Source organism: Streptomyces sp. NPDC039430 (assembly GCF_055639435.1).
On record NZ_JBVKAK010000004.1, the window covers coordinates 209,448 to 222,824 of the forward strand.

General features: G+C 71.4%; 13 protein-coding genes. 5 read left to right on the forward strand and 8 right to left on the reverse strand.

Going from position 1 to position 13,377, the window contains the following annotated elements:
• Positions 1-41: 41 nt before the first annotated feature.
• Positions 42-1,616, forward strand: coding sequence for a helix-turn-helix domain-containing protein (locus ACZ7LS_RS12745; RefSeq protein WP_385129645.1), 1,575 nt, complete (start codon positions 42-44; stop codon positions 1,614-1,616).
• Positions 1,617-1,872: 256 nt separating this feature from the next.
• On the opposite strand, the gene ACZ7LS_RS12750 is transcribed toward ACZ7LS_RS12745, so the two are convergent.
• Both ACZ7LS_RS12750 and ACZ7LS_RS12755 read right to left on the reverse strand, forming a co-directional pair.
• Positions 1,873-2,052, reverse strand: a complete 180-nt coding sequence (locus ACZ7LS_RS12750) for a ferredoxin (RefSeq protein ID WP_382665451.1) — start codon at positions 2,050-2,052, stop codon at positions 1,873-1,875.
• A 39-nt stretch (positions 2,053-2,091) separates the two neighbouring features.
• Positions 2,092-3,291, reverse strand: coding sequence for a cytochrome P450 (locus ACZ7LS_RS12755; RefSeq protein ID WP_382519124.1), 1,200 nt, complete (start codon positions 3,289-3,291; stop codon positions 2,092-2,094).
• Between the two features lie 196 nt (positions 3,292-3,487).
• Between ACZ7LS_RS12755 and ACZ7LS_RS12760 the strand changes: the two genes are divergently transcribed.
• On the forward strand, positions 3,488-4,147 hold the full coding sequence (locus tag ACZ7LS_RS12760; protein ID WP_382519122.1) for a TetR family transcriptional regulator: 660 nt from the start codon (positions 3,488-3,490) through the stop codon (positions 4,145-4,147).
• 31 nt (positions 4,148-4,178) lie between these two features.
• Here the strand turns inward: ACZ7LS_RS12760 and ACZ7LS_RS12765 are convergent, their stop codons facing one another.
• Together ACZ7LS_RS12765 and ACZ7LS_RS12770 are read right to left on the reverse strand one after the other, a co-directional pair.
• Positions 4,179-4,556 (reverse strand): toxin Doc, encoded by a 378-nt coding sequence (locus ACZ7LS_RS12765; RefSeq protein WP_382519121.1) that lies wholly within the window; start codon positions 4,554-4,556, stop codon positions 4,179-4,181.
• Positions 4,556-4,795 carry a hypothetical protein gene (locus tag ACZ7LS_RS12770; RefSeq protein ID WP_249953645.1) on the reverse strand — a complete coding sequence of 80 codons (240 nt, stop codon included), beginning with the start codon at positions 4,793-4,795 and terminating at the stop codon, positions 4,556-4,558. The genes ACZ7LS_RS12765 and ACZ7LS_RS12770 overlap by 1 nt, the downstream gene beginning before the upstream one ends.
• 218 nt (positions 4,796-5,013) lie before the next feature.
• Between ACZ7LS_RS12770 and ACZ7LS_RS12775 the strand changes: the two genes are divergently transcribed.
• A complete protein-coding gene (locus tag ACZ7LS_RS12775) occupies positions 5,014-5,667 on the forward strand; it encodes a class I SAM-dependent methyltransferase (protein WP_385129649.1) in 654 nt (217 codons plus the stop codon).
• A gap of 51 nt (positions 5,668-5,718) precedes the next feature.
• On the opposite strand, the gene ACZ7LS_RS12780 is transcribed toward ACZ7LS_RS12775, so the two are convergent.
• Both ACZ7LS_RS12780 and ACZ7LS_RS12785 read right to left on the reverse strand, forming a co-directional pair.
• A complete protein-coding gene (locus ACZ7LS_RS12780; protein WP_385129651.1) occupies positions 5,719-7,170 on the reverse strand; it encodes an SLC13 family permease in 1,452 nt (483 codons plus the stop codon).
• 92 nt (positions 7,171-7,262) lie between these two features.
• A complete protein-coding gene (locus tag ACZ7LS_RS12785) occupies positions 7,263-8,048 on the reverse strand; it encodes an IclR family transcriptional regulator (RefSeq protein WP_385129653.1) in 786 nt (261 codons plus the stop codon).
• 98 nt (positions 8,049-8,146) lie between these two features.
• Between ACZ7LS_RS12785 and ACZ7LS_RS12790 the strand changes: the two genes are divergently transcribed.
• The gene (locus ACZ7LS_RS12790; RefSeq protein WP_382519112.1) at positions 8,147-9,313 is read left to right on the forward strand and encodes a pyridoxal-phosphate-dependent aminotransferase family protein; all 1,167 of its coding nucleotides are present in this window, start codon (positions 8,147-8,149) and stop codon (positions 9,311-9,313) included.
• A gap of 28 nt (positions 9,314-9,341) precedes the next feature.
• On the forward strand, positions 9,342-12,320 hold the full coding sequence (locus ACZ7LS_RS12795; protein ID WP_385129656.1) for an FAD-binding and (Fe-S)-binding domain-containing protein: 2,979 nt from the start codon (positions 9,342-9,344) through the stop codon (positions 12,318-12,320).
• A gap of 113 nt (positions 12,321-12,433) precedes the next feature.
• Here ACZ7LS_RS12795 and ACZ7LS_RS12800 read toward each other — a convergent pair whose 3' ends face one another.
• Positions 12,434-12,829 carry a phosphogluconate dehydrogenase C-terminal domain-containing protein gene (locus ACZ7LS_RS12800; RefSeq protein ID WP_385129658.1) on the reverse strand — a complete coding sequence of 132 codons (396 nt, stop codon included), beginning with the start codon at positions 12,827-12,829 and terminating at the stop codon, positions 12,434-12,436.
• A 27-nt stretch (positions 12,830-12,856) separates the two neighbouring features.
• Positions 12,857-13,246: a DAK2 domain-containing protein gene (locus tag ACZ7LS_RS12805; protein ID WP_385129852.1), complete on the reverse strand. Its 390-nt coding sequence runs from the start codon at positions 13,244-13,246 to the stop codon at positions 12,857-12,859.
• Positions 13,247-13,377: the final 131 nt, after the last annotated feature.

The window sequence follows — 13,377 nt, forward strand, 5'->3', positions numbered from 1 at the left end:
CCATGAACCGTCTTCCGACGCTGTCCGGAGGGGAGGACCCGATGGAAGGGGACTCGGAGAGACGGGCACCCGATGGCCGGCTCGATGAATTCCTCCATGTGGTCGGGCAGTTGGCATGGCGGCCGGACGCGGGTGTGCAGGGCGTGGTCGACTGGCTCCACCGCCAGCTGGACAGGGACATCGCGCTCATCGACAGCGCGGGCGCGGTGGAGCTGTCCACCCCACGCTTCCCCGAGGAGGTCCTCGGCCCGCTGGGGCCGATACTCTCCCGGCTGGCCACCGGCCGGATGGCCTCGGCCGTCACGGAGATCGGAGCGGTACATCTACGGCTGGAGGCGGTCGGGACCGAGCCGCCCCGGCGGGTGCTGGTGCTCGCCGGGCCGGCCGGGCTGAGCCGCGGGGCGGCGTCCCTCGCCTCGCACACCGGAAGCGTCATCAGCATCCTGCTCCGCGCCCGCGCCGCCGACACGGCGCTCCACGGATACCAGGAGAAGGCACACCAACTGCGTGTGGCCCTCTTCATGGCGCTCATGGCCGGGGATCCGGTGCTGGCGCGCCGGATGACGACCGGGGCCGTACCCGCGCTGCTGGACTGCGACCGTATCCGGGTCCATCTGCTGCGCTGCCCGCCGGAGGACCGGGACCGGCTCGCGCGGGCCCACCAGGACCCCTCGGGCTACCACGGCCGGGGACTGATGGTGCGCTGTCCGGTCTACGACGAGCATCTGATCTGCCTGATCGCCGATGACGGCGGACCGCGGGACGGCGGGGGACCAGGCGCCCCGGGTCCACGCGGATCGGCCGGGCAGGACCTGGGTCCCGGCGGGCCCGGCGGTCTGGGCGCGGCACTGCGCGAGCTGGTCGGGGAGAGTCCCGGGTACGCGCTGGGCATCAGCGGCGCGCATCCGCTCCGTGCGACGGCCGAGGCGTACGAACAGGCCAGGCACGCCCTGGCCGTGGCGGGCAACGCCCCCGGCAGAGTGGCCGGTTACCGGGGCCAGGAGCCGCTGGAACGGCTGCTGCCGCGCGACGCGGCCGTCGGCTGGGCCCGTTCCTTCCTCCGGCCGCTCCGCCCGCTGCCCGGGATCACCCTCGAAACGACCCGGCTGGCGATGCACTTCCCGCGATCCGGTGTGGCCGCTCTTCTGGGCATCAGCCGCAACACCGTCACCGCCCATCTCAAACGCGCCGAGGACGCACTCGGTGTCGACCTCCGCGAGGTCCGCTCCCGCGCCACCGTCGCGCTGGCCCTCGCCATCACCAGCCTGCATCAGGACGCCGAACTCGGCGCCGGAGGCCCGGCCGTGTCCGGTGTGGAGGCGCTGTTCCGCACCCGGACCGTCGCCGCGTGGGCCGAGGGCTTCCTCGAACCCCTGGACGGCGCCGGCCATCACCGGGTGCGGGGCACCCTGCGTACCTGGATCGAGACGAACACCGACGCGCAGCGGACCGCGCGGCGCCTCGGCATCAGCCGGACCACGGTCGCGGCCCATCTGCGTACCGCGGAGCGGCTGCTCAACCGGGATCTGCTGACGACCGGTTCCGGCGTCCACGATCTCGTGTACGCCCTCGGTCTGCTGGGCGGGATCCCGCTCGCCCCCGACCGTGCGCCGTGAACAGAACAGCGTCCCCCCGACCCCGCACGACGCACCACTCGCCCGCCGCGCCGTGCGTCGTGCACACGCCAGCCGAGGAGTTCGGGCACCGTGACCAGTGTCCGGGCCTGTCATCCGTCCGGGTGAGGCGGTCTCATTCCGGTGTCGAGTTCGCGGCCGCCCCGCATCGGGGGACAGGGCGGCCGCGACGAGACGGACGCGGGGGACGGGCCGGGGCGCGAGAAGCCGGGAGAGCGCGAGGAGCCGGCAGGCCGTATCAGGGGCGCGGGGCGATCTCGCGTCCTCCGTCCACCACGGTGATCGCCATCGCCGGGCACGAATCGGCCGCGTCCAGCACGGCCTCATGGGGCTCGACGCCGGCGGCGCGCGGCCGTGCCCGGTCGCCCTCCAGGGTGAAGTGGTCGGGCGCCATCCCCGCGCACATGCCCGATCCCATACAGCGTTCTCCGTCGACGTGAAGCTGCCAGACCATCGGTCACCACCCGATCGGCATGGTGCGCGGGCCACGGACGATCATCTGCTGCTTCCACACGATGTCGCCCGCCGGCCGCAGACCGGGCAGCCGGGTCAGCAGCGCGCGCAGCGCCTCCTGGAGCTCCACCCTGGCCAGCGGCGCGCCGAGGCAGTGGTGGACACCGTGGCCGAAGCCCAGGTGCTGAACGCCCTCGCGCTCGATGTCCAGCACGCCGGGCGCGCTGAACCTGAGCGCGTCCCGGTTGGCCGCGCCCACCGCGACCAGGACCGGCTCCCCGGCGCGTACCAGCGTGCCGCCGACCTCGATGTCCTCGGTGGCGTAACGGGGGAACGCGGCGCCCGCGCCGAGCGGCACGAAGCGCAGTAACTCCTCGACGGCGCCCGGGATCAGCGCGGGCTCCTCGCTCAACCGCCTCAGCTGCTCAGGGTGTTCGAGAAGCGCGTGGACGAAGTTCGGGATCTGTGTCGCCGTCGTCTCGTGTCCGGCGATCAGAATGCCGACGCACATGTCGATGAGCTCCGGCTCGGAGAGCCGGTCGTCGACATCGCGCGCCTGGATCAGCGCGGACATGAGATCGTCCGCGGGCTCCTCCCGGTGCCGGGCGATCAGGCCGGCCATGTACGCGCGCAGCTCCTTGTCCTTGGCGGCGAACTCCTCGGCGGTCAGCCCGCTGGTGGACAGCGCGGCGTCGCTCCACTCGCGGAAGCGCGGGCGGTCCTCCACCGGTACGCCGAGCAGCTGGCAGATCACGGCGACCGGGATCGGCAGCGCGAACTCCTCGACGAGATCCACGGGCGGGCCCATGGCGATCAGACCGTCCACGAGCTCGTCGGCGAGCCTGCTGATGTCGGGCCGCATCTTCTCGACCCGGTGGACGGTGAACGCCTTGGCCACCAGGGTGCGCAGCCGGGTGTGGTCCGGCGGGTCCATGCGGAGGATGCCGCCGGCCCGCTGCTCCGCCCACTGGCGCGGACCGTCGTGCCCCTCCTCCGCCGCACGGCTGAACCGGCGGTCGCCCAGGACGAGCCGGGCGTCGGCGTAGCGGGTGGCCAGCCAGGCCGGTTCCCCGTACGGCAGCTGGACCTTCAGCAGCCCGGGCTGGTCACGGGCGTGTGCGTACGCCTCGGACAGCCCGATCCCGTCGGTCCGGTTGAAGGGGTAGCTGACGGGTCCGGCGGGTGCGTTCTGTACGTCGGTCATCGAGGAGCCCCGATCGCGAGTCGTGGACGCGGCTCGTTCCGCGCACGGGTCGGCGCGTACGCGAGCCACAGGATGTAAGCGCTCGATTACAAACGGTAGGAGGGTCGTACGGTCCCGTCAACGGCGCCTCGCCGCCACTGGATTCGCCCCGTCACGGCATTACCGTGTCCGGTGCACGGAGTACGGGAGGTGCGACATGGCCCACCAGGGGCCCGAGCGACGGCGCAACGCCGCGGAGACGAGGCAGGCACTGCTCGACGCCGCCACCACGCTGTTCGCCGAGCGCGGTTTCGACAGCACCACGGTGCGGGACATCGCCGGCCTGGCCGAGGCGAACCAGGCGCTGGTCTTCCGCTACTTCGGCTCGAAGGAGGCGCTCTTCGAGGAGGTCATGGCGGAGGTGGGGCGGGAGCGGCTGGCCACCACACCCGCGGAACACCTGCTCGCCGCGGTACTGCGCGATCTCCTGGCGCCTGCCGCCGACCGGGACCGGTCCCTGGAGGCGTTCCTGCGGTCGGGGGGCGGCGGCGGGGCGGTCTCCGCGGTGCGCGAGCAACTGGGCGAGGAGTACGCGCGGGTGCTGCGTACGCTGACCTCGGGACCGGACGCGGCGCTGCGCGCGGATCTCGTGCTGGCCTGGCTGCTGGGCATCGGTCTGATGCGGGTGGTGGCGCCCAAGGAGCCGCTGTCGACGGCGGACTCCGCGGAGGTGAGCACGCTGGTACTGGGCGCGGTGAGCACACTGCTGGAACGCGTCGACCGCGCCCCGGCACCCTCCCCACCGGCGCCCGCACCGGCTCCGATCCCCCCTCAGGTCACCGCTCCTGCGGCCGAGCGGCAGCCGCAGGAGACCTGAGCGGGGACCGCCGTACGCGGCGTAGCGCGTGTCAGATGCGCCAGCCGCGGATCCGGTCCGCCGCCTGGTACACGCTGGCCTTGCCGGACTGTATGGCCCGTACGAGTTCGACGAGGGCGCCGTACGGCGGATCGATCCCCTCGCCGGACGCGTGCATGTACGCGGCGGTGACCTGGCAGGCGTACAGGCTGTTGCGGTACGGCAGAGGCTCCAGGCACACCAGGGTGTGCATGAGCGCCGCCGCGCGCCAGGCCACATCGGGTTCGCTGGTCGCCGGGCGCGGGATGCGGGTCTTGTGGCGGGCGACGGCGGCGACCAGCGCCGAGTAGTCGGCCACCGAGACATCTTCCGGGACGGCCTGTTCCTGTACGTCCAGGAGCCAGGCCACGTCGATGTACAGCACCGGCATCAGGCGGCTTCCGCCCGCCTGTCGTGCCGCGCCGGTGGGACCTCGTTGGCGAAGGCCTCGTCGAACTCACCCCGGTGCTGCTCGCCCCAGCTGACGGCGTAGCGGACGAACTGGAGACGCTGCTGCTCGCGGAGGGGCAGGTCGTGGACGTACTGCTTGAGCGACTTGCCCTCGGCGGCGGCCGCCGCGCGGACCGCCTCCAGCTCGTCGTCGGTGAAACTGATGTTGAGTGACGGCATACCCGTACGGTACCTAACTGGTACCGAACAGGGAAGCGGCGTATCCGCGAGTGCTCCGGCGTGACGGCGGAACCCGCTCCGGGCCGACGGCGGAGTCCGTTCCGGGCTTTTGCCGGATCAGCAAGATTATTTGCGCCTCGCGCGCCGGCAGCGGACCATCCCACGACGAGCACGTACCACCGGCCACGGGGCCGGCGGGCAGAGCGGGAGGCGCCTCCATGACCGACGAACAGCTTCAGGACGTACCGGTGGACCAGTTCTGGGAGGACTTCTACCGGGCGAAGGACGCCGTGTGGAGCGGCAACGCGAACCCGGCCCTGGTCCGTGAGGTCACCGGGCTCGCGTCCGGTACGGCCCTGGACCTCGGCTGCGGCGAAGGAGCCGACGCGATCTGGCTCGCCCTGGCCGGCTGGCGGGTCACCGCCGTCGACGTGTCCCCGACGGCCCTGGACCGGGCGGCCGGCCACGCGGCGGCGGCCGGGGTCGCCGACCGCATCGACTGCCAGCGGCACGACCTGGGGGTCTCCCTCCCGGCCGGCACCTTCGATCTCGTCTCCGCCCAGTTCCTGCACTCACCGCTGGAGATCCCCCGTGACCGGATCCTGCGGTCGGCCGCCGCCGCGGTGGCTCCCGGCGGGACCCTGCTCGTGGTCGGACACGCCGGGCGGCCCTCCTGGGCGGACGACGACACGCACGACGCCCGCTTCCCCACGAACGAGGAGGTCCTCGACGCGCTCGCCCTCCCGGCCGGGCAGTGGCGGGTCGAACGCCAGGAGGCGCTGGAACGGCCCCTGACCGCTCCCGACGGCCGGCCCGGCACGGTGACCGACAATCTGCTGAGGGTCAGGCGGCTGACCGGCACCGGCGCGTAGCGGAGCCGGCCGCGGTGGGGTGTCGTCCGTGTCCGCCGGCACCCGCCGCGCTCAGAACCAGCCGGGGACGACGAACACTCCCCAGGTCACGACGGGCACCACCGCGGCCATCGCGAGGCCCCACACCATGAGACCCCGGAAGACCGTCTCCCGCCGCGCCTCGGGCGAGTTGGCGACCACCAGGGCACCGCTGGTCGAGAACGGCGAGGAGTCCACCACCGACGCCGAGATGGCCAGCGCGACGATCAGCCCGGCCGTGCCGACCTGGCCGCCCAGCAGGAAGGGGACCGCCAGCGGGATCAGCGCGCCCAGGATGCCCGTGGTGGAGGCGAAGGCGGAGACGACCGCCCCGATGAGACAGATGAGCAGGGCTCCCAGCAGCGGGGTACGGACCGAGGCGACGCCCTCGCCGAGGTAGTCGATGGTGCCGATCCGCTCCATCAGGCCGACGAACGTGACGATGCCGCAGACGAGCAGGACCGTCGACCACGCGCACTTGTCCACGGCCCCCTTCGCCGACTCCGGTGAGACGAGGGAGAGAACGACCGTCACGGTGAGGGCCATCAGCCCGACATTGAGGTCGAAGAAGAGGGAGCCGACGACCAGGCTGAGCAGACCGAGGAGCGTGAGCACACGGGCGCGGTCGAGGGTGAGCGGTGGTTCCTCGGCGGTCTCGCCGGCGACCGCCACGGCCAGGCCGCCGCCTCCCGCGGGCGCCGGCGCCGTGCCCGACGCGCCCGACGCGAAGGCCGCGGAGGACACCGAGGCCCCGGAGGACCCCGAGGACAGGGCCGCGGTGACCGTCCGGCCACCGCCCCCGCCGGCTCCGCCATCCGGGCTGTCGCCGTCCCGCGACTTCACCTCCTGAGCCCCCGGACCCGCAGCGGCCTCCCGCCGCCCCAGCAGCGCGCGCCCGCCGAACAGGAAGAACACGAAGAGGCTGAGGGCGACGTTGAAGAGGAAGGAGCAGAGGAACAACAGTGCCGGATTTCCGGGCAGGTTGTTCCGGGACATCACTCCGTTGGTGATGCTGCCGAACACACTGATCGGCGAGAAACCTCCGGCACTGGCGCCGTTGATGATGAGCAGGCCCATCAGGAGCGGATTGATCCGGTAGCGCTTCGCGAATCCCAGGCCGATCGGAGCGACGAGCGCGACGGCCGCCGGGACCACCGCGCCGACGGCCGTCAGCACGGCGGTGACCAGGAACATGATCCACGGGATGAGCGCGATCCGGCCGCGCACCACTCTCATGGATCCGTGGACGAGCCAGTTCACCGTGCCATTGTTCTTCGCGATCGCGAAGAGGAAGGTCACACCGACCAGCACCACGAACAGGTCTCCGGGGAACCCCGCGAAGATGTCGTCCGCGGATTCATGCACGAACACGGTTCCCACCACAAACGCGACCACGATGGCCAGAGCGCCCATGTGCACCGAGAAAACGGTGGCGACCGTGAATATCAGTACGAGACCGATGATGGAGATGACGTGATCTGACACAAGGCTTCCTCGCCTTCAGTCCGACTCCAATATTTCCGCAATACGGAATTCAATTTCCGCAGTCGGAAGTATGGGAGTGGCGCCAGAAGGCGTCAAGAGCTGTGTCCTGACACACCGTCACCTCCCGTCGGGGTACGTACGCCCCCCAGCGCGGCACCGACCGCCGCCGCGGCCTCCCGCACCAAGAGGCCATAAGCGGCCTGGTCTTCGCTGGTCAGACGGCTGGTCGGGACATTGACACTGATGCTCGCGACCGGCTGCCCCGAGCCGCCGAGCACGGCCGCCGCGACCGCCGAGACATCCGTGCGCCATTCGCCGCCGTTCGCCGCGTATCCGCGCTCCCGGATCTCGGCCAGCTCGGCGAGCAGCCGTCGGGGATCGGTGATGGTGGTGGCGGTGAAGCCGGACAGCCCCTCGGCGAGCTGCCGGTCGATGACCCCGGCGGGGCTCGCCGCCAGCACGGCCTTGCCGTTGGCCGAGGCGTGCAGCGGCAGATTCTGGCCCAACGGCAGGATGATGCGTACCGGCTGGGCCGTCTCCAGCCGCTCGATGAGCACGACCTTGCCGCCCTCGGGCACCGCCAGATGGACCGTCTCGTCGGTGCGGCGGCGCAGCTCCTCCATCACCGGTACGGCGACATCACGCAGCCCCAGTTCGCCGGTGGCATGCCGGCCGACGTGCAGCGCCTTGGTGGTGACCACCCACCGGGTGGGGGTGCCGCCCGCCGGGCGGAGCCACCCGGCGGTGTGCAGGGTGACCAGCGCGCGCTGGACGGAACTCTTCGGGAGTTCCATGGCCCGCGCCAGGTCCGCGACCCCGACCGGCTGACGCGCGGCCACCTCCTCCAGCGCCCTGAGCGCGTTGAGGACGTTCTGCATCCATTGACTCCCTCCGCAATCGAACCCTATGCTCCGCCGTGCCATCACACGATACGCCGTGCCGTCTTACGGCACAACCCTTGAGGGGAGCCGTTCGCATGACCTCCCGTACCGGCCGCCACTTCCTCCAGATCCCGGGCCCGACGAACGTCCCCGACCAGGTGCTCCGCGCCATGTCGGCGCCCACGATCGATCACCGCGGTCCCGAGTTCTCCGCCCTGACCCTGCGTCTGCTCGACGCGATCAAGCCGGTGTTCGGCACCGCGGGTCCGGTGGTGATCTATCCCGCCTCCGGTACCGGCGCCTGGGAAGCCGCGCTGGTCAACACCCTGAGTCCGGGCGACCGGGTGCTCTGTTTCGAGACCGGCCACTTCGCCACGCTGTGGCGGGACATGGCCCTGAGCCTCGGTCTTGAGGTGGACTTCGTCCCCGGGGACTGGCGCCACGGCACCGACCCCGAGGCCGTGGCCCAGCGGCTGGCGGCGGACCACACGCACACGGTCAAGGCGGTCTGCGTCGTCCACAACGAGACCTCGACCGGGGTGACCAGCCGTATCGCCGAGATCCGGCGGGCGATCGACGCCTCGGGGCATCCGGCGCTGCTGCTCGTGGACACGATCTCCTCGCTCGGCTCGATCGACTACCGCCATGACGAATGGGGCGTCGATGTCACGGTGGCGGGATCGCAGAAGGGGCTCATGCTGCCCCCGGGTCTCAGCTTCAACGCCGTCAGCCGCAAGGCGCTCGACGCCTCGCGCACCGCCCGGCTGGCCAAGTCCTTCTGGGACTGGCAGCCGGTCATCGAGGCCAACCGGCGCGGCTTCTTCCCGTACACCCCGGCGACGAACCTCCTCTACGCCCTGGAGGAGGCCCTTCGGATGCTCGCCGACGAGGGGCTGGACGCGGTCTTCGCCCGGCACGCCCGGCATGCCGAGGCGACCCGGGCCGCCGTCCGGGGCTGGGGGCTCGAAGTGCTCTGCGCCGACGAACGCGAGCACTCGGGATCACTGACCGCGGTGCTGCTGCCCGCCGGACAGGACGCAGACAAGGTGCGCGAGATCATCCTCGACCGGTTCGACATGTCCCTCGGCGCGGGCCTCGGCAAGCTCAGCGGCCGGGTCTTCCGGATCGGGCATCTGGGCCACTTCAACGACCTCACCCTGGCAGGGACGCTCGCCGGGGTGCAGATGGGCCTCGAACTGGCCGGCGTACCCATCGACCGGCGCGGTCTGGGAGACGCCCTCGACGTACTGCGTTGCCGGTGACCGTCCGAACCATGTGGAGCGAGTGAACATGACAACGATCAGTTCGGGTGCCCCCGCGATCGGCGGTGCGGCGGCAGAGGACCTGGCACACCGTCTCCGGCGGGAGCTGGACGGTGATGTGGGGTTCGACGACTACACGCGGCATCTGTTCTCGCGGGACGCGAGCATGTACGCGATCACCCCGGTGGGTGTCGTCTTCCCGCGCCACGCCGACGATGTGCGGGCCGCGGTGGCGGCGGCCGGAGAGTACGGCGTCCCGCTGGTGCCGCGCGGGGCCGGCACCAGTCTGGCCGGCCAGACCGTGGGCCCGGGGCTCGTCCTGGACCTGTCGCGGTACATGAACCGCATCCTGGAGATCGACGACGGACGCCGCACGGCGCTCGTCCAGACCGGCGTCGTCCAGGACCAGCTGAACAGGGCGGCGGCGCCGCTGGGGCTGATGTTCGGTCCCGACACCTCCACCAGCAACCGGGCCACCGTCGGGGGGATGATCGGCAACAACTCGGCGGGAAGCGGATCGCTGCGCTACGGCATGACCATCGATCATGTCCGGGAGCTCGATGTCGTCCTCTCCGACGCGAGCCGGGCGCTGCTGGCGCCGGTCGACGAGGTGGAGCGCGCGCGGAGGGCCGCCCAGCCCACGCTGGAGGGCAGCCTCTACAAGAGGCTGCCGCAGATCGTACGCGCCAACTCCGAGGCCATCGCCGAGGGATTCCCGGAGTTCTGGCGCCGGGCCTGCGGCTACCGGCTGGACCGGATGGCGCGTCCGGACACCCCGTTCGACCTCGCCAAGTTCGTCGTCGGTTCGGAGGGCACGCTTGTCATCGCCACGGAGGCGCTGGTCGATCTCGTGCCCAAACCGCGCCACACCATGATCGCCGTCGGCCACTTCACCAGCACGGCCGCCGCCATCGAGGCCACCGAGGACGCCCTGGCCTGCGATCCGGCCGCGGTGGAGCTGATGGACCGTACGATCCTGGACCTGTCCCGGCAGAAGATCGAGTACGCCTCGCTGAGCACCATCCTCGAAGGCGATCCCGACGCGCTGCTCTTCGTCAGCTTCACCGGCGACGACAAGCGGGAACTGCTCGCCGGCATGGAGCGGCTGACCACGCTCTGGGCCCGGCACGGCCATGGCTATCACACTCTCCAGGCCATCACCCCTGACCAGCAGAGCTCCCTGCTGAAGGTCCGCAAGTCCAGCCTCGGTCTGCTGATGGCGGCGGGTGAGGGCACTCGCCGGCCGCTGGCGTTCGTGGAGGACACGGCCGTCGATCCGGTCCATCTCCCCCAGTACACCAAGCGTTTCAAGGAGGTGCTCGACCGGCACGGGCTGACGGCCGGTTTCTACGGCCACTGCTCGGTCGGCTGTCTGCACATCCGGCCGTTCGTGGACCTGACCGACCCGGGACAGGTCGACACCATGCGCGCGGTGGCGGTGGAGATCAAGGACCTGGTCACGGAGTACGGCGGCGTCAACTCCAGTGAGCACGGCGACGGTCTGGCCAGGAGCGAGTTCAACCGGGAGATCTTCGGCGAGCGGCTGTACGAGGCGATGCGCCAGGTCAAGCAGGTCTTCGACCCGGACAACCGGATGAATCCCGGCAAGATCGTGGACGCGCCCTCGATGACGGACAACCTCCGCGACCGCGCGCTGCCTCCCGCCGAGCCGTTGCGGACCCGCCTCTCCTTCGAGGTGGTGGGCGGGATGCGGGGCGCCGCGGACCGGTGCATGAACATCGGGCTGTGCCGCAAGAGCGGTTCGGGCGCCATGTGTCCCTCGTACATGGCCACCCGCAACGAGGAGGACTCCACGCGCGGCCGGGCCAACGCCCTGGTCAAAGCGCTCTCCGAACCCGATCCCCGCACAGCGCTCGGGGACGAGCGGCTGCACGAGATCCTTGATCTGTGCCTCATGTGCAAGGCGTGCAAGAGCGAGTGCCCGCTCGGTGTCGACATGGCCACCCTCAAGGCCGAGTCGCTGTCGCACCATCACGATCTGCACGGGGTGCCGCTGCGGTCACGGATCTTCGGCTCGATCCGGCTGCTGAACCGGCTCGGTTCCCTGGCGGCGCCGCTGTCCAATCTGCCGGGGCGGCTGCGTCCGCTGCGACGGCTGCTCGACCGCTGGCTGGGCATCGCCTCGGAGCGCCCCCTGCCGGTGTTCGTACGGCGCGATCTGGTGAGCTGGTTCCGTAAGCACGCGCGCGGCGCCGCCGCGTCGGGCCGTCCCGCGGCCACGCGGGGAACACTCACGTTCCTCGCCGACTCCTTCACCACCTTCACCGAGCCGGACATCGGCCGCTCCGCGATCGAGCTGCTGGAGCTGGCGGGCTGGGAGGTCCGGCTGGAGAGCCGGGGCTGCTGCGGCCGGTCCAGTCTCTCCAAGGGACTGGTCGACGACGCCAAGGACAAGGCGTTCGCGCTCGCCCATCTGCTCACCGAGACGACGGAGCCCGGCTCGCCGATCGTGGGCTGTGAGCCGTCCTGTCTGATGACGCTGCGCGACGAGCACAAGGCGCTGCTGCCGAACGACTCGGCCGTCAAGGACATCTCGGGGCGGGTGCGCCAGGTGGAGGAGCTGCTCGTCGAGGCGGTCGACGACGGCCGGCTGCGGCTGCGTGAGGACTCCTGGCTCGCCGGACGCCGGCTGCTCTACCACGGGCACTGCCACCAGAAGGCGGAGGTCGGCACCGCCGCGACGATGAGTCTGCTCAACCGTATCCCCGGGGTGCGGGTGTCCGAACTGGACGCCGGATGCTGCGGGATGGCCGGGTCCTTCGGCTTCGAGTCCGAGCACTACGAGGTATCCATGACCGTCGGTCAGGACCGGCTCTTCCCCGCTGTCGAGGCGGAGCCGCCGGAGACCGTGGTGGTGGCGACCGGGGTCTCCTGCCGTCAGCAGATCTTCCACGGCACGCGCCGCGACGCGTGGCATCCCGTCCAGCTGCTGCGGGAGGCGGTGGAACTGCCCGGTTCGTCCTCGCCCTCGTCCTCCGGGCGCTGAACCCGGAGGCCGGTACGTACCGACGGCCTCCCCCGGCGGCCTCCCCCGGCGAGCACCGGGGAGGCCGTCGGGGCCGGCTGACCGCCGACGGGCCGACGGGCTGACGGGCGTGGTCAGCGCCTGATCTCCTTGATCCGCAGCATCCGCGTGATGACCTTGTCCAGCCCGTCGTCCTGGAAGACCTTCTTCCAGTCGTCCTTGACGATCGGCTCACGGCCGTAGTCCGTGGCGATCAGACAGGCGTCGGAGAACGGGTTGTCGCCCCTGAGGGTGTTGGCCAGCGCCACCCGCGTGTGGCCGAGGAGCATCGCGCGGGCGGCGTCGCCGCGCGCCACCATCTCGGCGGCGGCGATGGCGATCGTCGGGTACGCGGTGTGTCCGTCGGTGTCCACACCGACATCGGTGACGGTGGCGACCAGAGCGCTCCGCCGGAGGTCCTCCTTCTGTGTGTCCTCGTAGTCGAAGCCGGCGTCGTCCGAGCCGACGACGATCCGCAGCTTGTCGCTCATGGGGTGTTGCTCCTCGGTGGGTGGTGGTCAGTGTGCGGCGAGCACGCCGTGCACGGCGCGGACGATCAGGGCAAGGGAGTGGGCACCGGCGTCGGGGGTCCCCAGGGACCGTTCGGCGTGCGGTCTGGCCCGTCCGACACGGGGGACGAGCCCGGCCGTGGCCTTCGCCGCCTCTTCCGCGGCGGTCGCGGCGCGGTCCCAGGCGGCGGTGAGCGCGGCGCCGTCGGCGACGGCACCCGCGAGGGTGTCGGCGAACGGTACGAGGACGTCCACCATCGTCTTGTCGCCGGTCTCGGCGCCACCGAGCCGGCGTACCGCGGCGGATGCCCCGGACACACCGTCGGCCACGGTCCCGGCGGTGGGCGCCGCGGTGTCGCCCAGCGCGTCGCCGACCGCGTGGAGCAGTACGCCCCACAGCGCGTCGCGCCCACGACCCGGACGCGGCGAACGAGGCGATGGCGGAGCACATGCGCATGGCCAACGCGCGGCTGAGGGAGTCCATCGGCGCGGACGAGCAGCCGGCCGGCTGACCGCCGCCTACCGCGCCC